The 24,412-nt window shown below is 43.8% G+C and carries 17 protein-coding genes; 10 read left to right on the forward strand and 7 right to left on the reverse strand.

All coding sequences use genetic code 11. From position 1 onward, the window contains the following. Positions 1-13: 13 nt before the first annotated feature. Together AC59JO_RS19620 and AC59JO_RS19625 are read right to left on the reverse strand one after the other, a co-directional pair. A complete protein-coding gene (locus tag AC59JO_RS19620; RefSeq protein ID WP_413667577.1) occupies positions 14-1,156 on the reverse strand; it encodes an efflux RND transporter periplasmic adaptor subunit in 1,143 nt (380 codons plus the stop codon). Positions 1,157-1,273: 117 nt separating this feature from the next. Then, entirely contained in the window at positions 1,274-1,675 is a 402-nt protein-coding gene (locus tag AC59JO_RS19625) for a hypothetical protein (protein WP_413667578.1), read from the reverse strand. A gap of 248 nt (positions 1,676-1,923) precedes the next feature. Here AC59JO_RS19625 and AC59JO_RS19630 point away from each other — a divergent pair, with 248 nt between their 5' ends. The 10 genes from AC59JO_RS19630 to AC59JO_RS19675 all read left to right on the forward strand — a co-directional run bounded on the left by AC59JO_RS19630 (position 1,924) and on the right by AC59JO_RS19675 (position 15,693). Continuing rightward, positions 1,924-3,537, forward strand: coding sequence for a Na+/H+ antiporter (locus AC59JO_RS19630; RefSeq protein ID WP_497307338.1), 1,614 nt, complete (start codon positions 1,924-1,926; stop codon positions 3,535-3,537). Between the two features lie 81 nt (positions 3,538-3,618). Next, positions 3,619-4,785, forward strand: coding sequence for a peroxiredoxin family protein (locus AC59JO_RS19635; protein ID WP_497307340.1), 1,167 nt, complete (start codon positions 3,619-3,621; stop codon positions 4,783-4,785). Between the two features lie 115 nt (positions 4,786-4,900). Continuing rightward, positions 4,901-6,244: a deoxyguanosinetriphosphate triphosphohydrolase gene (locus tag AC59JO_RS19640; protein ID WP_497307342.1), complete on the forward strand. Its 1,344-nt coding sequence runs from the start codon at positions 4,901-4,903 to the stop codon at positions 6,242-6,244. A 127-nt stretch (positions 6,245-6,371) separates the two neighbouring features. Further along, positions 6,372-7,274: a helix-turn-helix domain-containing protein gene (locus AC59JO_RS19645; protein WP_413667583.1), complete on the forward strand. Its 903-nt coding sequence runs from the start codon at positions 6,372-6,374 to the stop codon at positions 7,272-7,274. Between the two features lie 455 nt (positions 7,275-7,729). Continuing rightward, positions 7,730-8,317 (forward strand): TetR/AcrR family transcriptional regulator, encoded by a 588-nt coding sequence (locus AC59JO_RS19650; protein ID WP_413667584.1) that lies wholly within the window; start codon positions 7,730-7,732, stop codon positions 8,315-8,317. A gap of 101 nt (positions 8,318-8,418) precedes the next feature. Beyond that, entirely contained in the window at positions 8,419-9,591 is a 1,173-nt protein-coding gene (locus tag AC59JO_RS19655; protein WP_497307345.1) for an efflux RND transporter periplasmic adaptor subunit, read from the forward strand. Positions 9,592-9,639: 48 nt separating this feature from the next. Further along, positions 9,640-12,795, forward strand: coding sequence for an efflux RND transporter permease subunit (locus tag AC59JO_RS19660; protein WP_497307347.1), 3,156 nt, complete (start codon positions 9,640-9,642; stop codon positions 12,793-12,795). Between the two features lie 36 nt (positions 12,796-12,831). Then, positions 12,832-14,241 carry an efflux transporter outer membrane subunit gene (locus tag AC59JO_RS19665; protein WP_413667587.1) on the forward strand — a complete coding sequence of 470 codons (1,410 nt, stop codon included), beginning with the start codon at positions 12,832-12,834 and terminating at the stop codon, positions 14,239-14,241. A 251-nt stretch (positions 14,242-14,492) separates the two neighbouring features. Then, positions 14,493-15,092, forward strand: a complete 600-nt coding sequence (locus AC59JO_RS19670) for a TetR/AcrR family transcriptional regulator (protein WP_413667588.1) — start codon at positions 14,493-14,495, stop codon at positions 15,090-15,092. A 4-nt stretch (positions 15,093-15,096) separates the two neighbouring features. Then, positions 15,097-15,693 carry a TetR/AcrR family transcriptional regulator gene (locus AC59JO_RS19675; RefSeq protein WP_497307350.1) on the forward strand — a complete coding sequence of 199 codons (597 nt, stop codon included), beginning with the start codon at positions 15,097-15,099 and terminating at the stop codon, positions 15,691-15,693. On the opposite strand, the gene rpiA is transcribed toward AC59JO_RS19675, so the two are convergent. The 5 genes from rpiA to AC59JO_RS19700 form a co-directional block, all read right to left on the reverse strand. Beyond that, the gene (gene rpiA / locus AC59JO_RS19680; protein WP_413667590.1) at positions 15,690-16,385 is read right to left on the reverse strand and encodes a ribose 5-phosphate isomerase A; all 696 of its coding nucleotides are present in this window, start codon (positions 16,383-16,385) and stop codon (positions 15,690-15,692) included. The genes AC59JO_RS19675 and rpiA overlap by 4 nt on opposite strands. A 225-nt stretch (positions 16,386-16,610) precedes the next feature. Continuing rightward, positions 16,611-19,832, reverse strand: a complete 3,222-nt coding sequence (locus AC59JO_RS19685; protein ID WP_497307352.1) for an error-prone DNA polymerase — start codon at positions 19,830-19,832, stop codon at positions 16,611-16,613. A 6-nt stretch (positions 19,833-19,838) separates the two neighbouring features. Further along, positions 19,839-21,344 carry a Y-family DNA polymerase gene (locus AC59JO_RS19690; RefSeq protein WP_497307354.1) on the reverse strand — a complete coding sequence of 502 codons (1,506 nt, stop codon included), beginning with the start codon at positions 21,342-21,344 and terminating at the stop codon, positions 19,839-19,841. Positions 21,345-21,356: 12 nt separating this feature from the next. Beyond that, complete coding sequence (locus AC59JO_RS19695) at positions 21,357-22,091, reverse strand: ImuA family protein (protein ID WP_413667593.1); 735 nt, start codon at positions 22,089-22,091, stop codon at positions 21,357-21,359. A 523-nt stretch (positions 22,092-22,614) separates the two neighbouring features. Further along, complete coding sequence (locus AC59JO_RS19700) at positions 22,615-24,363, reverse strand: tetratricopeptide repeat protein (RefSeq protein ID WP_497307357.1); 1,749 nt, start codon at positions 24,361-24,363, stop codon at positions 22,615-22,617. Positions 24,364-24,412: the final 49 nt, after the last annotated feature.

A 24,412-nucleotide genomic window follows, 5' to 3' on the forward strand; every position in this document is an offset into this window, starting at 1 on the left:
CATGGGCAATTGATTACTTCATTGCCAGTAATGAATCTTTTGCCATTTTCCGTGGTTTTATGATCATACCGTCGCGTACGTTCTGTGCTCCCTGAAACAAGATCCTGTCGCCAGCCTTCAAGCCGTCTTTTACAATGTAATAGGTAGAAAAACGGGTTTGCGGCAAAAATGCCTGCATGTGCAGTTTATTGTTCTTGTCAACTATGTATACGTAACTTTTGTCCTGGATATCAAATACCGATTGCTGTGGCACCATGATCACGCTATCAGCTTTAGTTGAGATGTAAAGTTTACCGGTAGCGCCATGCCTTAACAGCTTGTTCGGATTGGGAAACTTTGCCCTGAAGTTGATAGAGCCTGTTTTTTGCTCAATTTCGGCTTCTACAGTTTCTATTTCGCCCTGGTAGGGGAAGTCAAGCCCATCGGCTAACACCAGCTTAACCTTATCGCTTGTTTGGCCTGGTGCAGATTCTTTTTTGCGGATATATTGCAGGTATTCATTTTCGGGAAAACTGAAATAAGCATACATCGAGCTGATGTCCGAAAGGCTGGTAAGCAATGTGCCCTCATCAATTAAACTGCCCGATTTAAGCGGGATCCTGTCGATGATGCCATCAAACGGCGCACGGATGTAAGTATAGGCCAATTGGTCTTCGGCGCTTTGCACCATGGACCGGGCTTCTTCAATGGTTGCCTTGTCGGCATTCATTTTTGATTCGGCAACTTCAAGTTCTGATTTGGAAATTACTTTCTTGTCAACCAGTAGTTTAACCCGTGTTACTTCAAGTTCTGTTGCCTTGGCATCGGCCATGGCGTTACTTAGTGCTGCTTTAGCTTTTGATAGGTTTACTTTAAATTCCTGGTCGTTAAGTTTAAACAGCAGCTGGCCTTTTTTAACCTGCTTGCCTTCGTCAATAAATATTTTTTCGAGGAAGCCGCGAACACGTGAGCGGATCTCGATATTTTTTTGCGCCTGAATATCGGCAACATATGATTTTTGAAGAACTGTATCTCGTGTATTTAAGGTAAGCACAGGTAGCTGAAGGGTATCTGAAGCAGCAGTTTCGCTGCTGGTTTTAGCTTTTGAAGAGCAGCCCGTGACAAATATACCGGCAACTATGGCCAGTAAGGGCATATAAATAATTAACCTTTTCATTTTTTCCGAATGGGGGTAATAGGCAAAGCAGTGCATATCACGTACTGTTAGCCAATGTTAAATTTGATTGTTTAAAACAGGGGTTTGCCGCGAAAGGCATTTGAGACGGAAAAAGGATCAGAACGGACTGAGCCTGAAAAGGAAATTATAATATGCAGGCAAAAAGCCCTTAATGGATTTATTCTGATTGTGCTGTTTTGCTGTTGTTGATATAACATCGGCCAGTAAAAGCTGTTGGCCTGGTAATAATGCCGACGAGTAGTTTACCCTGCTGGGTAAAAAGCGGATAACGTTACGGGTATGGGCAGCTTCGTTGCCATCAGAATCAGGTGAATCATCCTGTACTTCCTGCTGCTGAATTTGGCCGATAATCCTTTGATGGGTTAGGGAAATTAAATCGGCAGACCGGCCTGATTTTTTGTAGTGCGTTAAAATTGATTCGGCGTTAGCAGGGGCTACAGCTAATGCAAGCTGGAAAAAAAATAATGCAAAGAATATTTTTTTTATCGTCGACGCCATGATTGCGAAATTACCAAAATTTTTGAAGCTATCGAAATGACTTTGTATTTTTTTTGATATAAAATGACTTTATTTTTATTTTTTATTGCTGTTTTTTAGGATTTTATCTTTTTGAGTCTCAATTTTTTATTCAAAAATTACCTCAATGTTATCAGAACAGTAAAAACTATTATTTGTTCGGATTTTCTTAATGTGCTTAATACAAGCACCGGTAAACTTTACTCGCCGAATAATTGTATTTTAGCTACATGCTGCATCATGTTATTCTTCAATGTACCTGCCTGTTAGCCGTTATCCTTTTTGTGGTAATGCTGGCGCAAAAAATCAAAATAGCTTATCCTATATTACTGGTTTTAGTTGGCCTGCCGCTTGGCTTCGTTCCTTTTTTAAAAGGCATCGAAATCCAACCCGACCTGATCTTCGTGATCTTTCTGCCTCCTCTACTATATGAATCGGCCTGGAATACTTCCTGGAAAGACTTCTGGAAATGGCGCCGGGTGATCTACAGCTTCGCGTTTTTGATCGTTATTTTAACTTCCTGCCTAATAGCCTTTGTATCCAATAGCCTTATAGCGGGTTTTACCTTGCCGCTGGGTTTCCTGCTTGGAGGGATCATTTCGCCGCCCGACGCCGTATCGGCCAGCAGTATTCTTAAAAACATCAAAGTACCCAAGCGGTTTATTGCTATTGTTGAGGGTGAAAGCCTCATGAACGATGCATCGAGTTTAGTGATATTCAGATTTGCCCTTGCAGCGGTGATTACCGGTAAATTTGCTTTTGGGCAGGCCGCTTTAAGTTTTGTATTGGTTATTGTGATGGGCGTTGTTATTGGTTTGGCTGTGGCGCTGATATTTTATACCATACACCGATGGCTGCCAACTACGGCCAACATTGACATTATCCTTACGTTTATTACACCATATGCCATGTATATGGCGGCGGAAGAATTTCACTTTTCGGGAGTATTGGCTGTAGTAAGCGGGGGATTGTTCCTTTCATCACAAAGGCATGTGATACTAAGCTATCGTAGCAGGTTGCAGGGTATAAATGTTTGGGAAACAGTAGCTTTTGTTTTAAATGGTTTTGTGTTTATACTGATAGGGTTAGAATTTCCGGTAGTTATAAAAGCCCTCGGTCCTGACGGACTTAAACCGGCAATAAACTATAGTTTGATTATAACAGGTGTATTGATAGTGGCCCGTTTGGCCAGCACCTATGGAGCTACAATATTTACCATATTTATCAGCCGTTACATCACCACAGCCGACCCAAGTCCGGGCTGGAAAGGACCATTGTTATTAGGCTGGGCGGGCATGCGAGGGGTAGTTTCGTTAGCAGCAGCCTTAAGTATTCCGGAGCTTTTACCCTCGGGGGCAGCTTTCCCTCAGCGGAACCTTATCTTGTTTATCACATTTGTAGTGATCATGTTTACCCTGGTTGTACAGGGGCTTACTTTGCCAATATTGGTAAAGCTTGTAAATATGCCTGATCGTGATTACATAGGTTCGCCGGAGCAGCAAAAGCAACTGGTAAGGAAGAAATTATCAAAGTTAGCTCTGCAAATACTTGAAGATAAATATGCAGATCATCTGACCGGGAATGATATGGTTAAGGCATTTAAACTGAGGCTGAGCGCAGATATGGAACTGTTGAAAGATTGGGAGCAGGAAAATAGCGAACAGCGTGCTGATTCTTTTTACCATGATTACCGCATGATCTTAAATGACGTGATGAATCAGCAGCGCACCCTGCTGTTAACCCTTAACAAAAAGGAAAACATCAGCGATGATATCGTAAAGCAACAACTGGACCTGCTTGATCTGGAAGAGGAGAAGTTTCGGCAGCATTTTGAGGTGGTGTAAACTGAAAAATAAAGGATTTAAACGTTAAGAGAATAAGCTGTATTGGTTTGCGTTATAACGATAACTTAAAACCTATTACAAATGATGCCCACAAACATTAGGAAATTTATTAAAGCATCCGTCTTAATCATTCTTGCTTTATACAGTGGAAATTTATGTGCACAAGTTGCCCTGGTTCAAAAAACTATTGATAATTTAAAGAGCCATAGAAATTTCAGCTACCAATCTACCAGCAGAGTCAAGGAATTTTTCACGAGCGATACCGTAACAAACCAAACCGAAAATATTATATTAAATGCACCTGAAGATAAAACTTTAGGCTACCTGTATAAAACAACAACTCTGTACAAAGCCGATAATTTAACATTGACAAGTTTATACAACGGGAAAAATTTAATAACAATAAACCCGACAGACAGCTCTTATCGCATAGATGAACTACAGCCTGTCATTGTGCATAACGTTCTTACTGATTTAAATTGGATTAAGGATTTTATAATGAGAAAGCCATCTAAATTAACAACGAGCGCAGATACAGCTATAAACAAAATAGTTTGTTCGCACCTGATTGTTAATACTCGTGATACCGTTGTCAATAAAGAGCACTTGTATACCTATATCCATTTATTTATCGGGAAAACATCAGAGATACCGATTAGCATTAAACGGTACTCAAGAAGTGCCGGCATTGGGAATGGAGTTACAAATTTTTACGCAGGAGACTTTTTTTTTGATTACAAGTTTGATCAGGATGAGGTTAGCGCAAATGATTTGGTTATTCCGAATGGGTTTCATAAAAAAAAGGAAGAGGTAGAAGTTCCATTACTCGCGCCAGGAACAATAGCTCCTGATTGGGTTTTAGATGCTACAGATGGCAGCAAGAAATCATTAAGCCAGTTAAAGGGTAAGGTTATATTGCTCGATTATTTTTTCATTGGCTGTTCTGGTTGTATGTATTCTCTTAAACCACTTAATAGCATTCACGAAAAGTATAAAAATCAAAACGTGGCGATAGTTAGTTTAACCGAACGTGACAGTAAAAAGGCTGTTGTTGAATTTCAAAAAAATTACAATATCAAATACCCTATCTACATAAATGGACGTGATGCCGTTAAATCATATCATGTAACCGGTTTTCCTACTTTGTATTTTATTGATAAGGAAGGGAAGATAGCCAATATAATTGTTGGGTATAGTGACGACTTTGAGAAGAACGCGACTTCATTGATTGATAAATTATTGAAGTAAGTAACCTAAAACCAGCCTGAATGGCGATGATATGATTTTCTTTAACCAAATCATTAACCTGTATTTCTTTCCGGTATAATGGCTACTTTTGCCGCCCTATACACATCATACTATAATGAACTGGGATCAACTATTATCGGCTAAACGCTGGGGTTACGAGGATAAATATATTGCAAACCATATCGATGCACGATCGGAATTTCAGAAAGATTACGACCGGATAATTTTTTCGTCGCCATTCAGGAGGTTGCAGAATAAAACCCAGGTTTTCCCTTTGCCGGGGAGCGTTTTTGTACACAATCGCCTAACGCACAGTTTAGAGGTAGCCAGTGTGGGGCGCTCATTGGGCCGTATGCATTTTAACAGGATGCTTAAGGAAAATTCCGATGTAGAAAAAAAGTATCCGCTTATCAGTGAGATCGGTAATATGATAGCGGCAGCTTGTTTGGCTCATGACCTGGGTAACCCTGCTTTCGGCCACTCAGGTGAATCGGCTATATCGCATTATTTTGCAGAAGGAGCCGGTAAAGATTATAAAGATACTGTTAGCCCTCAGCAATGGGAAGATCTGACTCATTTTGAAGGTAATGCTAACGCTTTAAGATTATTAACGCATCCGTTTGCCGGTAAAGGCCGGGGGAGTTTGGCATTAACCTATTCAACCATAGCTTCAATTGCAAAATATCCATGTTCATCTGTAGCGGGGCATAGAAAGGGTATAATCCATCGAAAGAAATATGGATTCTTTACTTCTGAACAACAGGATTTTGAAAAGATAGCCCAAGATTTGGGTTTGATCAGGGTAGAGGATAATGAACTTGTTTACAAAAGGCACCCATTGGTATACCTTGTTGAGGCCGCGGATGACATTTGCTACAACGTTGTTGATCTGGAAGATGCTCATCGCCTTAAAATACTCTCCTATGAAGAAGTGAAAGCATTGCTGATGCCATTATGTACTATTCCCAGGATGGAAGAGCGATTGGAAGAGTTTGATGATACAGATGCTAAAGTGGGCTATTTGAGGGCAATAGCAATAAATACCCTGGTAAATCAATGTTCAAACCTGTTTTATGACAAGCAGGATGAGATCATGAATGGCGATTTTAATTCGGCGTTGATGAATGCGATCGAAGAACCGTTGCGATCTGCCATGAAGGCGATTGAAAAGGTATCTGTAAAAAAGATCTACAACTATAGCTCAGTAGTGCAGAAGGAAGTTGCGGGTTACAAGGTGATGGGCGGTTTATTGGAAGAGTTTGTTCCGGCTTATTTAAAAAACAATTCAAAATACCACGAGAAACTGATCGAACTGATCCCCAAACAATTTTTAACCAAGGCGGAAGACGATTATTCAAAGATCCAGACCATCCTTGATTTTGTTTCGGGAATGACCGACCTGTATGCTGTTGAATTGTTCAGAAAAATTAAAGGGATTTCGTTTCCTTCGATGAGCTGATACACACGAATTCCTTAGCGGGGCATTTATATTGAATCGAAATACACGGATTAGCCATCTGGTAGAATTCGCGTAATTCGATTTTATTCGTAATAATTAGTGCAAATAATAGTTATTATTGCTTACTATGCCGAAAGAGATCCTGCCTGTACAGATGCATACCATGGAGCAAATGCTTGCCCCGCTTGGTATTACCAATCAGTATAAAGGTCTGCATATTATGTCGTTTAATCCGGGGGATATTGAGGTGCCTATTTTGCATCCCTTCCGGTCAGATCATTTTTTTTTAATGCTTGTTCATGAAGGTGAGGCATCAATCAATGCGAACCTTTTGGAGTACAATTTAAAAAAGAATAACATCCTGATGGTAGCCCCCAATACTGTTCGTCAGTTTTTGAATGTTTCACCGGATTGCAGGCTTACCTCGATCATATTTACCTCAGCTTATCTATCTGGTACCAGTATCCACACGAAAAATGTAGAAGCCTTTGATTTTTTATCATCGCAGGTAAATCCTCTACTGGTTATTGATGAGGAGTCGGCCGATACGCTTATATCGATTATGAAAATCCTTGAAAGTAAAATGGATAATCGTAATGATCTGGCATTCCAGGGTGAAGTTGTGTTAAGCATATTTACGGCTTTTATTTATGAGATTGGTGCGCTATATCAAAAGCAACAAAAAATAGCCGAAGTAAAAGGTACACGAAAGGAAGAGCTGACTTTTCGGTTCCTAAAAATCCTTCCGCAGCATTTTAAGGAAGAAAGAAGCGTGCAGGCTTATGCTGCTATGCTCAATATCACCCCTAAATACCTTTCACAAGCCGTAAAAGAAATTACCGGCAAAACCGCAGGCGAGTTTATCGACGAGATCGTGATCCTGGAAGCTAAAGTTGCCCTTAACGATCCGGCGTTAACCATAGCCCAGATTGCTGCCTATCTTAATTTCGCCGATCAGTTCTTTTTCAGCAAGTTCTTCAAAAAACAATGCGGTATCAGTCCCAGTAAATATCGCCAAATACCTCAATAATAAACGATTATTATTTCGAATGAGCCCTTGGGGGGATCGCGCACCGGTGGTGAGGAGAAATCTTCTACAAGCGTCGCTGCAGTTATGAATGGCGGATAAGATTTCTCCTCGCGCCCGGCTTTTCCCTGCGCTGGCTCGTTCGAAATGACATTTTTTGTTATATGAAAACTTGTCGGCACATCGTAGCTCTCCGGAGGAGTTCTCTCCGCTCAATCTCAAAGATCCATTAAATAATAGATGCTGTTGTGATTTTCATCGCAAATTAAAAGTGTCGTTGCAACCCTGCAATCAAAATTACCATTCTATTACAATGTTTTCGGCAAAAACGACTTTTTGACATATCGCACCATCCTTCAAACATTCTGCAAAAACGATAATTGAGCCAATTTTGCCCTGTCATCAATCATTGATGCCATCGGGCATAATAGAGTGCCTGATTAAATGCCGTTTGTTTTATGCCAATAAGGGATACAGGTGCCGAGCAATTAATTAAGGACACCGCTAAACATATTTTTTTTGCCGAAGGCCGGCTCCATGCTAATACCCAGGATATTGCCGATGCGGCTGGGGTAAGCCGCACTTTATTAAACTACTATTTCCGCACCAAGGATGTCTTAATTGAACAGGTGTTTAGAGAAGCTATGCTTGCTTTAACTACCCGTCTTGACGCTGTCATGGCGTCTGATCAGCCATTTAAAAAGAAAATAGAGAGCTTTATTGATCTGTTTTTAACCGAGTCAAATGCCTATCCCTACCAGGAAACCTTCCTGATCACCGAGATCAATTCAAACACCTGTAAATACGCTTACGAGATTAAGCCGCATCATATCAGTATGTTCCTTGAACAAATTGAGGCCGAAATGGCGGCAGGCAATATTGAAAAGATGAACCCTATGCATTTTGTGCTGAACCTGTTCTCGCTGATGTCATACCCGCTTATCATGAGCCCGATCTATAAGAAGTCGTTTAACCTGAGTGATGAAAGTTACACCCGCCTCATTGTTGAACGAAAGAAGATGATCTGTAAAATGATTTTCCGCTAAAAAATTTACCCTGTGATTAACGCAAATGTTAAACAAAATAATCAATACGTACCACAATGCCTTTTATTTCAATTCATTCCAATAGCTACAAGTTTATATTTATGAAAAATACAGTTCAACTGCTAACCGGCTTTAGTGCCGCCTTAATTTTATTATCGTCATGCGGCGGTGGTCAAAACCAGGGTGCTGCAATGGCCGCAGGCGGCCCGCAACCGCCCCAGGCTTACCCGGTTTTTAAAATCAGTTTACATGATGCTACACTGAACAGCGAATACCCCGCCACTTTGCAGGGGCAACAAAATATCGATATCCGTCCGAAAGTTGACGGTTACATAGATAAGATCTATATAGACGAGGGCAGCGTGGTAAAAAAAGGCCAGTTGCTGTTCAAACTCAGCGCGCCGCAATATGCCCAGGACGTTAATACGGCCACAGCTGCCATCAGCAGTGCCGAAGCTGATGTAAGCGCGGCTGAGCTGCAGGTTAATAAAACCAAACCGCTGGTTGAAAAAGACATCATCAGCCACTATGAGCTTGAATCGGCCGAGTATACTTTAAAGGCCCGTAAAGCAGCCCTTGCCCAGGCAAAAGCCAGTTTAGCCAATGCCAAAACCAATTTAGGCTATACCATAATAACCAGCCCGGTTGATGGCGTGGTAGGGGCCATCCCTTATAAATTAGGGAGCCTTATCACCGGCTCAACGGCGCAGCCTTTAACAACGGTATCAAATATCGGTAAGGTATATGCTTACTTCGCGCTGAACGAAAAGCAGCTGCTTGATTTTTCAAGAACTGTGAAGGGGAAAACCATGAACGAAAAACTGGCGAATACGCCGCCTGTTTCACTGGTATTGCCCGATGGAAGTACTTATACAGAAAAAGGTAAGGTTGAAACCATCAGCGGTTTAATTAACACCGAAACCGGGTCGGCAAGTTACAGGGCAACATTTCCTAACCCTATTGGTCTGATCCGCAGCGGCGGAAGCGCCACGATACAAATCCCCCAAACAATTAAAGATGCCGTGCTGATTCCTCAAAAAGCCGCCTACGAATTGCAGGGAAAACATTTTGTTTATGTAGTTGACGGCAAAGGGGCAGTTAAGAATACCGAGGTAAGCGTGATGGATCTTACTGCAGGCCAGTATTATGTAGTTACTGATGGTCTTAAAGCCGGCGATACCATTGTTACGGATGGTGCAGGCAGTTTAAAAGACGGTATGGTTATCAAGCCCGAGGCACAGGACAATGCCGCAGTATACAAGGATCTAAAATAATTTAACAGCACCTGCCTGGGCTTTTTGCCCGGCATCAACATAAATAATATGTTACGTACATTCATTGAAAGACCAGTACTATCTACCGTAATATCGGTAATTATAGTAATACTGGGTATCCTGGGCCTTACCACTTTGCCCATATCCGAATACCCCGATATAGCGCCGCCTACGGTGCAGGTATCAGCATCATACCAGGGCGCCAACGCCGAAGTGGTAATGAAAAGTGTTATCGTACCGCTCGAAGAACAGATAAACGGCGTGGAGAAAATGACCTACATGACCTCGACAGCAAGTAATGATGGCAGCGCGGTTATCACGGTATATTTCAAACAAGGCACGGATCCCGACCTTGCTGCGGTAAACGTGCAAAACAGGGTATCAAAAGCTACCAGCCTACTTCCTGCCGAGGTTACCAAGGCGGGTGTTACCACCAGCAAGCGCCAGAGCAGCATGGTGATGGTATTTTCCCTGTCGAGCGATAATAAAAGCTACGACGAGAAATTTCTGCAAAACTATGCCAACATCAACCTGCTGCCACAGATCAAGCGTATCAACGGTGTAGGTGATGCCTCATCATTTGGCATACAGGATTACTCCATGCGTATTTGGTTAAAGCCCGATGTAATGGCTACTTATGGCCTTGTACCGGATGATGTGAACAATGCCCTTGCCGAGCAAAATATTGAAGCAGCGCCGGGTAAAGTGGGAGAGAACGATAACCAATCGTTTCAATATGTATTAAAATATAAAGGCAGGCTCACCAGCGTGCCCGAGTTTGAAAACATCGTGATCCGCTCATCAACGAAAGGGCAGCTATTGCGTCTGAAGGATATTGCACGGGTAGAGCTTGGCGCGCAAAGTTATGCCAATGCCACTACCATGAATGGCAAACCGGGTATAGCCATAGCCATTTATCAAACAGCGGGTTCAAATGCGCATGAGTTAATTAAAAACTGCGAGCAAACCATTGAAGCGGCTTCAAAAACTTTCCCTACCGGTATTAGCTATACTTCTCTTTTTAGCGTTAATGACTTTTTGGATGCCTCTATAGAAAAAGTTGTACATACGTTGATAGAAGCCTTCGTGCTGGTGTTCATTGTGGTATTTGTATTCCTTCAGGATTTCCGCTCTACACTGATCCCGGCAATTGCGGTGCCTGTGGCCATTGTGGGTACTTTCTTCTTTCTGCAATTGTTTGGCTTTACCATTAACCTGCTTACGCTGTTTGCCATGGTGCTGGCTATTGGTATTGTGGTGGATGACGCCATTGTGGTGGTTGAGGCCGTGCACGCCAAGCTTGATCATGGGGCTAAGTCGGCAAAAGCCGCCACTATTAGTGCCATGAATGATATCAGCGGCGCTATTGTATCCATTACTTTGGTGATGGCGGCTGTATTTATCCCGGTTTCGTTTATTACAGGCTCAACCGGTGTGTTTTATAAACAGTTTGGTTTAACGCTTGCTATCGCGATATTAATCTCGGCAGTAAACGCTTTAACATTGAGCCCGGCATTATGCGCACTGTTGTTAAAACCGCATCCCGAAGGTGAGCACCATAAAACCGGTCTTTTGCAGCGGTTTTATACAGCTTTCAATACCAGCTTTGATACGCTTACCCGTAAGTATAAAAAATCGGTTGGCTTTCTTGCTGCAAAAAAATGGCTCGCTATTGCGGGGATCGCCGTTTTTGGTTTGATTTTCTGGTTCCTGCTTAAAACAACACCATCTGGTTTTGTACCTAACGAAGATCAGGGCTTTATCATTGGGGATGTATCATTGCCACCAGCTGCATCATTAGAGCGTACTACCCAGGTTATCGACCAGGTATCAGGTATGGTAAGATCACTACCGGAGGTAGAGTCGACTATCAGGGTTGCTGGCCAGGGCATCTTGAGTGGTGCGGGCGGTTCATACGGCCTGATCATGATCAAGCTGAAACCATGGGATAAACGTACAGCCAAAGGAACGGATGTGAATACTGTTATCGGTAAACTTTTTGGTATGACAGCCGGAGTTAAAGGGGCTACTGTTCTGTTTTTTGCTCCGCCAACTTTACAGGGCTTTGGTAACAGCAGTGGTTTCGAGTTCCAGGTACAGGATAAAACCGGCGGCGATATTGTGAAATTTGCCGAAATAAACGGCAAGTTCCTTGGTGCATTAAATCAACGCCCCGAAATCCAATATGCATCTACATTCTTCAATACCAACTTCCCCCAGTATTTGGTTGATGTTAACGTAGCCAAATGTAAAGATGCGGGCATAACCGTAAACTCGGTATTAAGCACGTTGCAGGGATATTTTGGTGGTGTTTATGCTTCTAACTTTAATGAGTTTGGCAAGCAATACCGTGTAATGATCCAGGCCGATGCCGCTTACAGGGGCACCACCGGCAGCCTCAACAATATGTATGTGCGCAATGCCAATAATACCATGGCGCCTATATCAGAGTTTGTTACGCTGAAAAGGGTTTACGGTCCGGAGTCGATCAACCGCTTTAACCTGTTCACCTCAATCTCAGTAACAGGTGCGCCGAAACCAGGTTTCAGTACGGGCGATGCCATTAAAGCAATACAGGAAGTTGGGGCTAAAACACTGCCTGCCGGTTATGGTTTCGAGTTTTCAGGGCTTACCCGTGAGGAGATTGCAAGTGGCAGCCAAACCATTTTCATTTTTATGTTGTGTTTGGTGTTTGTGTACTTTTTGCTGAGTGCGCAGTACGAGAGCTATATCCTGCCGTTTGCAGTATTGCTTTCACTGCCTATAGGTTTGGCCGGCGCGTTTATCTTTGCCAAAATCTTCGGCATTCAAAACAATATTTATTTGCAGATCACGCTCATCATGCTCATTGGCCTGTTAGCCAAAAATGCCATCCTGATAGTGGAGTTTGCCGTAGCCCGCAGGCGCAGCGGAGAAAGTATTGTACAGGCTGCTATTGATGGTTCGGTTGCCCGTTTGAGGCCTATTTTGATGACATCCTTTGCGTTTATACTCGGGTTAGTGCCATTGATGCTTGCGTCAGGTGTTGGTGCCGAGGGTAACCGGTCGATAGGTACAGGCGCTGTAGGGGGGATGGTTGTTGGTACCGTATTCGGTGTGTTTGTGATCCCGGTGCTGTTCATCATTTTCCAATCGCTTCAGGAACGCATAAGCGGCAAACCTACTCCGGAAGAAATAGAAATTGAAACCGAAACGGTAGCCTGATAACAGAGTTTTTAAGAAATAATAAAGAAGCATACAATGATCTATTCATATAAACGGCAGATACTGGCTACGTTGGCAGCAACGGCAGTATTTGCCTCATGTGTAACAAAAAAATATCAGCAGCCGGTAGTAAATACCGATAAGCTTTACCGTGATACCACCATCAGCGATACTACGTCAATGGCTAATATGCCGGTGAACCAGCTGTTTTCAGATACCGTACTGGTAAATCTGATCCAGGAAGGCCTGCGTGAAAACCTCGATTTGAAAACTGCTGTGCAGCGTATTAACGAGGCTCAGGCAACATTTAACCAAAGCAAGGCAGCTTATCTGCCAAGCCTGGAGGGAAGCGCATCAGCTACAAGGGCAAAAACATCGGCGGCAAGTTTAAACTTTCCGCCGGAGTTTGCCAGCTCGTTCAATCTTAAAACAACCACCTACCAGGCAGCCCTCAACACCAGTTGGGAGGCCGATATCTGGGGCAAATTGAGCAGCGCAAAAAGGGCGGCCTTAGCGTCGCTGCTGCAAAGTGATGCGGCGAAAAGGGCAGTACAAACCCAGCTGATAGCCGATATTGCAAACGCTTACTATAATTTGCTGGCGCTTGATCAGCAATTGGCTATCACCCAACAAACGCTCACCATACGGGTAAAAGATGTAGAAACTGTAAAAGCCCTGAAGGAAGGTGCGGTTGTAAACGGCGCGGCTGTTGTACAAAGCGAGGCTAACCGTTATGCTGCCGAGGTTACTATTCCCGATCTTAAACAAAGTATCCGCGAAGCGGAGAACGCGTTAAGTATTTTACTGGCAAGGGCTCCGGGTACCATCAAGCGCACAAGCCTCAATGAGCAGAAACCCATTGCAGATCTGAAGACCGGTATTCCTTCACAACTGCTGAAAAACCGCCCTGACGTACAGGAGGCAGAGTTTGCTTTCAGGAGCGCGTTTGAAAATACCAACCTCGCACGTACCTATTTTTATCCGCAGCTTACCATAACCGGGCAGGCGGGTTTATCAACCCTGCAGTTGAAAAACTTTTTTGATCATTCCATCTTTTACAATTTTGTTGGTGGTATTACCCAGCCTATTTTTAATAAAGGCCAAAACAGGGCACGTTTAAGAACTGCGCAGGCTCAGCAACAGGAGGCATATTATGCTTACCAAAAATCATTGCTTACAGCAGGGCAGGAAGTAACCAACGCACTGTTCTCTTATCAAAATGCAATCGAAAAGCAGGGCTCAAGAGCTAAACAGTTACAGGCACTTGAAAAGTCGGTTGATTATACCAAAGAGTTGCTTCGCTACAGTTCGGCAACTAACTATACTGATGTTTTAACTTCCGAACAAAGCCTGCTTGCGGCGCAATTAAGTGGCGTTAACGACCACTTGCAGGAGTTGCAGGCAATAGTTAACCTTTACCGCGCCCTGGGCGGCGGCTGGAAATAAACAGGTTTTTAATTCCCCTGTTAATCATGAAGCCCGGTTTGCTATTGAGCAGCCGGGCTTCTTTTATTACTGGTGGTGATTTTGACATATTTTGAAGTTGTTTAAACATTTATTATCTATGCCAACTAATTGATATTTAAAAAACCAGTTACAATACCATTGTCTATAAATTATGTTAATAAATAATGTATCTAATTATTTATTAATGAGTAAATTAAAGTAAAATATGCTTGTAGCTACGAGGTTAAACCATGGGAAGTAAAGAACGGATATTGCGGCAAAAGGACGATACTCGCCGAAAAATACTGGATGCAGCATTGGATATGATTAAATGCGAGGGATGTGATGCGTTAAGTATGCGAAAACTTGCCGACCATATTGAATATACAGCTCCCGCTATTTACGAGTATTTTGAAAGTAAAGAGGCCTTATATACCGAGCTTGCCCGCAAGGGACACCTGAAACTTACGGCTTTAGTGAAACAGGCAAAAGAAGGGCATACCAAAGCGGCAGAACAAATGGAAGCCATGTGGTTAGCCTACTGGGATTTTGCCGTTACTTATAAGGAGCTTTACCAACTGATGTTTGCTGTAGGTACCGGCTGCAGCCCGGTAGAAAACCGGATAGCCGAAGCATTGGTTTTTCCTGAACTGGTTTCGGAAGTGATACGGGCGCTGTATGCACCCCGGGAGGTAAGTGATGAGGAAGTTCAAAAAAAATACTACACCTATTGGGCGGTAATTCATGGGCTGATAGCCATTAACATGATCCAGCTTACCCGGGATGAAAAAATGAACCAGGAAATCCTGATTGGCGCCATCAGGGGGATCAACGCTTTGATAACAGGATAAAGCTATGGTTGATAAGGAGCGGATCTTAAGCGGGTGTGAACAGCTTTTTCTGGAAGCGGGCATAAAAAGTATCACCATGGATGATATTGCCCGGCATTTGGGCATCTCCAAAAAAACAATTTATCAGCATTTCAGGGATAAAAATGAACTTGTTACCACGCTGGTAAAACAGCGGCTTGCCGATGATGAGGCCATGCTTTGTGCTATTATTAGTGATACTGGAAATGTGATGGATGAGATGGTTGAGTTAACCCGGTGTACAGGAGAAATCTTTTCGAGGGTAAACCCTGCTGTATTGTTCGATTTGCAAAAGTATCATCACGAAGGCTGGGGATTGTATCTGCAATTTAAAACTGGCTTCCTGGTAAATATTATCGAAAAACTTTTAAAAAAGGGTATTGATCAGGGCTACATCCGCCCCGAAATTGATGCAAGGATCATAGCCATGATGCGGGTTAACCAAATTGAACTTGGTTTTAACGCTTCTGTATACCCTCATGCTGAGTTTAATTTATGGGATGTGCAGCTACAGCTTTTAAACCATTTTAACTATGGCGTTTGTACCATAAAAGGTATAACGGTTTTAAATAACGCCGATTAAACCTTTTGTTGAGGTAAAATAGTCCTGATCCCGTTTTCTCCTGCTATAATCGCTTTGGTTGCTATTTGATAGAATAAAGAGTGTTCAACAACACCCGGTATCATTTTTACAAGTGTATTTAATTTAGCAGGTTCAGGTAATTCAGTAAACAGTACATCCACCAGCATATTGCCATTATCTGATATCAGCGCGCCATCTTTTTGATTGCTCATACGTTGTGTAAGCGTAGCAGCAGGGAAAAGTGCACTTAGCTTTGACAGTACAATTTGTAAAGCCTGCGGCAGGATTTCGATAACAAGCGGATAAGTTGCATTAAGCAGAGGCGAAAATTTTCCTTCATCACCCAGTAAAATAAATTCCTGTGCCATTGAAGCCAGTATTTTTTCGGTAGTATGGATGCCGCCGCCGCTTTTCAGTGCATTGAGCTCGCTGTCAAACTGATCGCAGCCATCAAAGTAGATATCAAGTTTATGAAGCAACGCCGGCGACTGGATCCGTAACCCGTGCTTGTTTAATAGTTGTGTTGTTTTAAATGATGATGATGTAAATGTTAACGAAGCTGCAAGCTCAGGGTTTTGAGCTAACATATTAACCAAATGAGCTATGGTGCTTCCGGCTCCCAAACCGATAGTTTGGTTGGGGCTTATTAAGGTTAAAGCGGCTTTTGCTGCTTCCAGTTTGTAATCAATCATGGCGCTAAGATACAGCACCAGCCGCTAATAACCCCGGTCAAATTATTTCTTTTAGTCGTCTATGCCCTCCCATAAGTGCTGGGTATGATGGGCTGATATTGCCTGTGTTTTAATGTTATATTAATCGTTATTTTATTCTTCTGTTATGTTTAAAGATTGCTGCAATTGCTTAGTTCATCTTATACTAATGCAGACGAATGAGCAGCAAAAACATTTTAAAAAATCTCATTTAAAATTTCGTCCCTTGTGAAATACCTCTTTTTGTTTGCTTTGCTGAACCTGCCCTTTGTTTGAACCTGCCGGATAAGGGGCCGTTGTTTCATCGCTTCGGGATAATGTCATTACCGGCTGGTCATCATTACCAACGGTTGTCAATGTGCTTAACAGCTTTGATAAATTAAAACAGCGCCGTATAATAACGTGGATCACCTTGCCTTCAATTTGTAAAACGCCCTCAACCATGAGTAAACGGGACTGAACAATATCCTTACGGTATTTATCAAAGATCTTTTCCCAGGCTACCAGATTGGCAAAGCCTGTTTCATCCTCAATGGTGATAAATAAAATACCCTTGGCAGTACCGGGCCTTTGGCGCACAGTCACCAAACCGGCAACTTTTATCTTATCTCCATTTTTAAGGTTAGGTAACCCGGCAGTTGGGGTTACCTGTAGCATATTAAGCTGTTGCCGTAAAAAACTAACAGGATGTGCTTTGACGGATAAACCGGTAGCGGCATAATCCTGTACCACATGCTCGGCATCTGTCATAAACGGCAAACTGATCTGGGTTTCTTTAGTACTTTCTGATGGTTGTCCGGTAAACAAGCCTATTGGTTTATCACTAAGGGCCGGTACTTCCCACAGTGCCGCGCGACGATCGAGGTTTAAGGATCTGAAGGCATCGGCATCGGTCAGCTTTTCGATCTGGGTTTGCGGCACGCCCGAATCACTTAAATGACTGATACTGGTATATCCCAAACCCCGACCGGCTACGAGGGCTTGCATATCATTTTCGTTAAGACCTTTAACCTGTCTGAAACCTAGGCGTAATGCCCGGTAATCGCCATCCTGCTCTTCAAGTGTATTATCCCAAAACGAGTGGTTAATATCTACAGGTCGTACTACTACCCCATGCCTTTCGGCATCTATCACAATTTGTGCCGGTTGATAAAAGCCCATCGGCTGGCTGTTTAGTAAAGTAGCTGCAAATACATCAGGGTAATGGTATTTAAGCCATGAGGAGATGTAAACCAAATGCGCGAAGGATGCCGCATGACTTTCGGGGAAGCCATAGCTCCCAAAACCTTCCAGCTGTTTAAAAATGCGATGGGCAAAATCTTCTTCGTAACCTCTCCTTGTCATACCATCAACCAGTTTTTGGCGGAACTGGCTTACCAAACCTTTAGCTTTGAAAGTGGCCATGCTCCGGCGCAATTGATCCGCCTCGGCAGCAGTAAACTCTGCTGCTACCATAGCTATTTCCATAGCCTGCTCCTGGAATAACGGCACTCCTTTGGTACGGCCAAGTATTCTCTCTAATTCTTTTTTTGGATAGCTTTCTTCTTCCAACCCGTCGCGGCGCCTCAGATAGGGGTGAACCATGTCGCCCTGGATAGGGCCCGGGCGTACAATGGCAACCTCGATCACCAGGTCATAAAACTCCCTTGGTTTGAGCCTTGGCAGCATCGACATCTGTGCCCTGCTTTCTATCTGGAAAACCCCTAATGTGTCAGCATCGCAAATCATATCGTAAACCTTCGGGTCTTCGCGCGGCACGTTCTTTAAATCGTATGAAATACCATAATGTTGTTTGATGAGATCAAAACTTTTGCGGATACAGGTAAGCATCCCGAGGCCCAATACATCAACCTTAAGGATACCGAGGGCTTCCAGGTCATCTTTGTTCCATTCCAGTTGGGTACGCTCTTCCATGCGGGCATTCATTACCGGGCATATATCTGATAGTTTACCCTGGGTAATAACAAAGCCACCCGTATGTTGTCCCAATTGGCGCGGGAAGCCCATCAACTGTTCGGTAAGTACCAATACTTTATGCAAGGCCTTATCATCAGGGTTAAGCCCCTGATCAATGATCCGTTGCCGGTCAAATGCTTCTTCCGAAAAATCCCAGATAGCACCCGACAGGCGGTTAATGGTATCTACGGATAAGCCCATGGCCTTACCAACATCACGGATAGCGCCTTTATGCCGTTCCTGCGTAACGGTAGCTACAATGGCAGATCGGTCGCGGCCGTATTCGCTGTAGATCCACTGGATGATCTCTTCCCGGCGTTCATGCTCAAAATCCACATCAATATCAGGCCATTCATCCCGCGCGTCAGACATAAAACGGGAAAAAAGTAATTGCGTTTCGGTAGGATCCACAGCGGTAATAGCTAAGCAATAACATACTGTAGAGTTAGCTGCCGAACCGCGCCCCTGGTAAAGTATACCTAATTCTGCCGCTTTGCGGGTATATCTGTAAACCCGTAAAAAATAGGGGGCCAACCGTTTCCGCTCAATAAAGGCGAGCTCAAACTCTATCTGGCTTTTGATGCTATCGGGCACATTATTATTGTACCGTTGCCGGGCACCCTGCCAGGTAAATTTGGTTAGCCGCTGTTGAGGGGTAAGGCCATCGGTATTGGGTTCTTCGGGCTCAATGTATTTAAGGGTATCTAACGAAAACTGGCAGGCTTCGGCTATTTCGGCAGTACGGGTTATGGCATCTGGATACTGGCGAAACAAACGTTCCATTTCATCCGGGCTTTTCAAATACCGTTCGGCATTGGCGTTGAGTTTAAAACCGGCATTATGAATGGTGCATTTTTCACGCACGCAGGTAACAACATCCTGCAGTTGCCTGCGGGCTGCTTCATGGTAATGTACATCATTGGTAGCCACAATAGGTACGCCCGATTGTGCAAGCCTGTGAAGCCGTTTGGCGTCATCAATATTATAAGCACGGGATGCAGCCAGATAAAGTTCATGTCCGAAAGCTTCCTGGTACTCTTTTAAATCTGCCTTGAAGGTATCATCAAAATCAAAACGGCTGTTAAGTGATTCGGGGGGGACAGCTATAAACTTGATGCCTTTAGCGTATTCATACACATCCTGTTTATACAAGTGGCACTGGCCCTTTTCGGCCCGGAGGTTTCCCCGGGTAAGCAGCCCTGAAAGGCGCGACCATGCATCCATATCTGTTGGGTAAGCCAACAGGCTTGCACCATCGAGCAGATCAAGGCGGCAAGCCGGGATAATTTTAATATTGACATCATCCGGCCGGGCGGCTAAGTGTGCACGCACAACTCCGGCCACGCTGTTGCGGTCGGTAATGGCAATTTTGGTATGGCCCAGTGCCGCCGCCTGCATTACCAGTTCTTCGGGGTGCGATCCTCCCCGTAAAAAACTAAAATTGGTGGTTGTCTGTAATTCCGAATAGCTCATAACCTGTTATGCAAAAAATCCGTGAATAAACCATTGCCCCGACTGGCTGCCCGCATAATGCCCTGACCGGAATAGCCAGTACCGCCTGCCATCCTGATCTTCAACCTGGTAGTAATCGCGATGCTCACCCTCGTCAAGCCACCACTCACGTTCTATACGTTCTGGTCCGTCAGATCTTTTAATGTGGTGCGTTTCGTTTTTGTAGATGAACAGCATTGGCGGATAATCGGGAATAGGCGAGGTTACCTCTATCGGTTGCGGACGAGGGAGTAAAATAGATGGACGTGGCCTGTCTTTTCGCCAGGTGGTCTGAGGTTTTTCATTAATGGAGATGGCAGGTTTGATGCTGCGTTCGGGCCAGTAACGTTCCTGGGGCAGATAACGGTGAATACTGCCTGCACCAATTTTATTGGCCAGCCTGTCCAGCAACTCTGCCAGATCCGTATCATCAAGGCCGCAGCTTTCTGATTGCCAGAGTACTTCCTGTTCGGGTTCTGTATCATCAACTTTTGGAGCTTCGAGGGTGAAAAGTTCAATACCCAATGCAGGTTCCAGTGTGGGGATTTTAAGTTCAAAGAGCTTAAACAAATGACCAATATGATGCGATGCGCGATTGGTGCCGATATCAACGCCAATCACCTGCCCATCTACCCGGTAACATTTTAAAATAGCTGTCCGCAAACCTTTACCTTCACCTTGTAAACGGATGCAAAGTTTTTCGAGCAGGGTTTTAATGGCAATTTCAATTCCGGTAGCTGTGCGGATAGGCTCCAGACAGGGTAGCCTTTCAGCGTAAGGTTCAACAGGATGTAATAGTTGCAAAGGCTCGTCTATGTTGCCCAAAGCCTGGTCAAGCCTTAACAATAATTCCGGCCCAAAACGTCGGCGCAATACCGAGCGTCCCATATGTATGAAAGTTTTAATAGTATAAAATCCAAGCTTTTGCAGTCGTTCAATAACCAGTGGTTCAAGGCGCAGGGCAACAGGGGGTAATTGGATTAATGCATCGGCTTGTTCACCGGGAGGGATAATTGGTTTTACTTTACCAAAGCGGGCTATGGCCCATGCTGCTCCGGGGGTATCGGCCATGGCGCCACGAACATCGTAGCCTTTGCTTCTCAGGCGGGTAACAATTTCTTTTAAATATTCCTTTTCGCCACCCCACAAATGGGCACAGCCTGAAATATCAAGCAGCAACCCATCTGGCAAGTCGGCAGCTATCAGTGGCGAATAACGGATACACCATTCGCCCAAAGCTTTGAGCAGTTTATCGGCCTGGCCGGGTATATGATCAATAACCTGGAGATCGACTATAATGGCTTTTGCATCGGCAGCCGTCATACCGGCAGCTACACCCTGTGCCTCGGCCAGGGCGTTGGCTGCTGTAATTATAACACGGCCACGAACAGGCGAAGCAAAAACAAAAGGCACTGTTTTAAGCTCAGGCCGCCGAAGGGTGAGCCAGTCTGTCAGTAAATGACGAAACCATAAAGAAACAAAGCGCCTGTTCATCATCATACCTCACTATCCGGCTATCCTTTCGTGTAAATTTATTTGTACAGCTTTTTCTTCCTCTACCGGTATAAAATTGCCGTCGATCCATTCCAGCTTCCAACTGCCAGGGTTGCCATTACGCACCCGCAGCAGGTCAATCTGCCAGCGGGGAAAGCCAATGCCGGGTAATCCATCATGGGGTTGGCTTGGCAGGGGTGTTATTTGCCATCGGGCCACACAGGTTGTTGTACCGGGCTTGCGCGGATCATTGCGCAACAAAAATCCCGTTACCTTACTGTTTTCAACTGCCAGTTGTAAACGCCGCGATTGTGCAAAGCTGATTTCCCTGACTTCGGCTATTACAGCGGCGAGGCCTTCACATTTTAAGGCTTCTTCCATTGCCCAAAGCAGGTCTTTTTCGTGTTGTACATCAATGAATATTATCCGGTGAGGCTCTACATCGTAACTTGCTAATGCCGCCGGAAATAATTGCCTGTGCATGCTCACCCATAAGCACACGCCCCCCTGTTTCATGAGCCGGGTAAGCAACCCTGCTATCAGTCCCCCGGTAGCTGCAGCATGCTCGGGGGTAGGGCATATCATTTCATGTATTGTACCGGTAGGGAAAACACCGTTAGGAAAAGCCGATTCAAGCGGGCCTAAACCAATACCCTTGGCTTTACATGCCAAAGGCGGCGTAAAGCCCTGCCAAAGCAAAATATCCTTTTGCAAACGGCTGATGATATCTTTTTGAACTCCTGGCATTACCTATCATTTTTAACTATAAACCATATTCAAAATTACTACTGTTGAAATGGAATGACAAATATAATGCTAAAAATATTAGTATTTGTTAATTGCTGAATAAATTTATAATTAATTGATTTTTAATTGAATGGTGGTGTGTTGGGCTTGGTTGATACGTGCATTGTTAGCTAAAACGCTATAGCCGTCAACTTAAGGATAAAAAGTGGGGAGGATGTGCGTTCGCCTCTTGAAGCTATCGTGTGGACACATCTTTTTAATCTTATCATTAATAGAAAAAAATGTCATTTCGACGAGCCGAGGGTGGGGGTTGTGCGCCAGAGGAGAGGAGAAATCTTCTACGCCCTGCTTTTACAGGTATAGTTGAAGAGCCTGATGTAGAAGATTTCTCTTTCGCTCCATCACTCAGTCCGCCGCCGCTCTATCGAAATGACATTTTCTTAAAGATGCGTTCATACGATAGTCTCAAGAGTGGATTTTAAAACCTTTTATTCGTTTAATTGCTTCAGTTAACGGCTTTTGTTTAAAATACGGGCTTATCAATTTCCACATCTTTTATTTTCCAGGCGGTTTTTAATTGTTGTTTTACTTTATTCAATGCTGTGACATTGCTTGTGTTTTGGTAGGCCTGCTCAAGGCCGGTTAATGCCCATCCATTATTCGGATTAATTACCAGGTCTTTATTTAATACAGCTATAGCTTCGCTGTACCTGCCTGCTTTTAACAGGGCATTGCCCAGGTATTGCCTTGCGGGCAGGGGCCAGTCGCGGGGTTCATTATAGATCAGGTGATCTTCGGCGGTAACGGCTTTTTGTAAGATACTAATGGCTTCGGTATGTTTTTTTTCGGCGGCGGCAATACTGCCCTGTAATATAAGATGTGCAACTCCTGCAGATTCATAGGCACTGCTGAAGTTATCAATTGGTGCCTTTAAAGATGGGTCCTGCATTTTAGTTTCCAGCAATTTGAGCTCATGCCTGGCATTGGTTGCATTGCCCTTGCCGCACCATGCCATCCCTTTTGAAAAATGCAGCAATGCCGATGCATAAACAAGCGAATCAACAGGTTTTGTATCTAAAATATCCGCCCATTTACCAAACCGCACTGCTGTTAACACCGGCTGCATATAAATGTACTGGAAAAAGTTACCATCAGCCCCTTTTGCGGCTAAGTAATAGGGGGGCAGTGCTGCTTTTGCATCATCGGCAGCAGCGAGGGCTGTTTGATAATTGCCGGCCATTTGTGCACAGTTTACTTTTAAATGGATGTTATGGATTTTATATAATATATCCCCGTTTACTACAGGGTTGTACTGTTTTAGGTAAGTATTATAACCTGCAACAGCTGCCGTATTATTGGTAATGCCCTGCTCATAATTGCCGGTACGGATATAAATATGCGAAGGCATATGTGTTATGTGCGATACCAGGGGCATTAGGGTATCCAGTATATGAGCGCTCTTTAAAGCCATTTGTGGGGTTGCGGAAGCTTCCATGGTGTGGATATAAAAATGATTAGCTCCCGGGTGTTTCGGGCAAATGGTTATGGCCTGTTCTAACAGGGAGCGGATTTGGGGTGTCCATGGTTTGGGTTTAAAATCATGAGTATACAGGTCCCATGGATGAAGTAATAATAACGCATCGGCATAAAGGGTTAACACTTCGGCATTTTTAGGGTACTTTGAGTATACCGTTTGCATAGCGCCGGCATAATTGGTTCTTAGCTGTTTTACTGTAAGGGAACTGTCCTTACTATAGCGATGCAGCATAGCGGCGATAAGTTCTTTTTCGAGCGGGGTGCAATTGGTGCTCAGCTTTTTACTTTTTTCTGATGCTTCATAGGCATCGGCTGGCGGGGCATAGCCGTTGGGATAGTTAATAGTGGGGCCCATAGCCAATGACTTTCCGTACCAGGCCATTGCACAGTCGGGATCAAAACGGGTGGCTTTGATAAAGGAAGCTATTGCTTCGATAGAATGAAAGCCATAATACATGCTTATGCCCTGGTTAAAATAAAACTGTGCACTATCTGATGAGGTGGTAATTTTCCATTGGTAATTCCCCCAGCCCTTCAATGCCGGAATATCCGGAATGCTATCTGTTCCGTTATATACAAAACCGCATATTACAGCCTTTTTAACGGTGCCTTTATACAATATTACCGTCGACGTTGTAGTGTTTTTTTGATAACGGAAATAATAAAAGGACTGCGCGGTAAAAAAAACAACCATCAATCCCAAAAAGCTTTTGATTAAAAGAAGTTGATTTTTCATTGTAATACATTGATTAGGTATATGCAATTTAAGCTTTTTACCAAACTAA

The sequence above is a fragment of the Mucilaginibacter sp. A5337 genome (assembly GCF_059690695.1).

Coding starts and splice junctions, on each gene's coding strand:
- AC59JO_RS19665 (WP_413667587.1), top strand. CDS start 12,832: ATGATCTATTCATATAAACGGCAGATACTGGCTACGTTGGCAGCAACG.
- AC59JO_RS19685 (WP_497307352.1), bottom strand. CDS start 19,832: ATGAGCTATTCGGAATTACAGACAACCACCAATTTTAGTTTTTTACGG.
- AC59JO_RS19700 (WP_497307357.1), bottom strand. CDS start 24,363: ATGAAAAATCAACTTCTTTTAATCAAAAGCTTTTTGGGATTGATGGTT.
- AC59JO_RS19655 (WP_497307345.1), top strand. CDS start 8,419: ATGAAAAATACAGTTCAACTGCTAACCGGCTTTAGTGCCGCCTTAATT.
- AC59JO_RS19620 (WP_413667577.1), bottom strand. CDS start 1,156: ATGAAAAGGTTAATTATTTATATGCCCTTACTGGCCATAGTTGCCGGT.
- AC59JO_RS19675 (WP_497307350.1), top strand. CDS start 15,097: ATGGTTGATAAGGAGCGGATCTTAAGCGGGTGTGAACAGCTTTTTCTG.
- AC59JO_RS19695 (WP_413667593.1), bottom strand. CDS start 22,091: ATGCCAGGAGTTCAAAAAGATATCATCAGCCGTTTGCAAAAGGATATT.
- AC59JO_RS19630 (WP_497307338.1), top strand. CDS start 1,924: ATGCTGCATCATGTTATTCTTCAATGTACCTGCCTGTTAGCCGTTATC.
- AC59JO_RS19645 (WP_413667583.1), top strand. CDS start 6,372: ATGCCGAAAGAGATCCTGCCTGTACAGATGCATACCATGGAGCAAATG.
- AC59JO_RS19625 (WP_413667578.1), bottom strand. CDS start 1,675: ATGGCGTCGACGATAAAAAAAATATTCTTTGCATTATTTTTTTTCCAG.
- AC59JO_RS19670 (WP_413667588.1), top strand. CDS start 14,493: ATGGGAAGTAAAGAACGGATATTGCGGCAAAAGGACGATACTCGCCGA.
- rpiA (WP_413667590.1), bottom strand. CDS start 16,385: ATGATTGATTACAAACTGGAAGCAGCAAAAGCCGCTTTAACCTTAATA.
- AC59JO_RS19650 (WP_413667584.1), top strand. CDS start 7,730: ATGCCAATAAGGGATACAGGTGCCGAGCAATTAATTAAGGACACCGCT.
- AC59JO_RS19660 (WP_497307347.1), top strand. CDS start 9,640: ATGTTACGTACATTCATTGAAAGACCAGTACTATCTACCGTAATATCG.
- AC59JO_RS19640 (WP_497307342.1), top strand. CDS start 4,901: ATGAACTGGGATCAACTATTATCGGCTAAACGCTGGGGTTACGAGGAT.
- AC59JO_RS19690 (WP_497307354.1), bottom strand. CDS start 21,344: ATGAACAGGCGCTTTGTTTCTTTATGGTTTCGTCATTTACTGACAGAC.
- AC59JO_RS19635 (WP_497307340.1), top strand. CDS start 3,619: ATGATGCCCACAAACATTAGGAAATTTATTAAAGCATCCGTCTTAATC.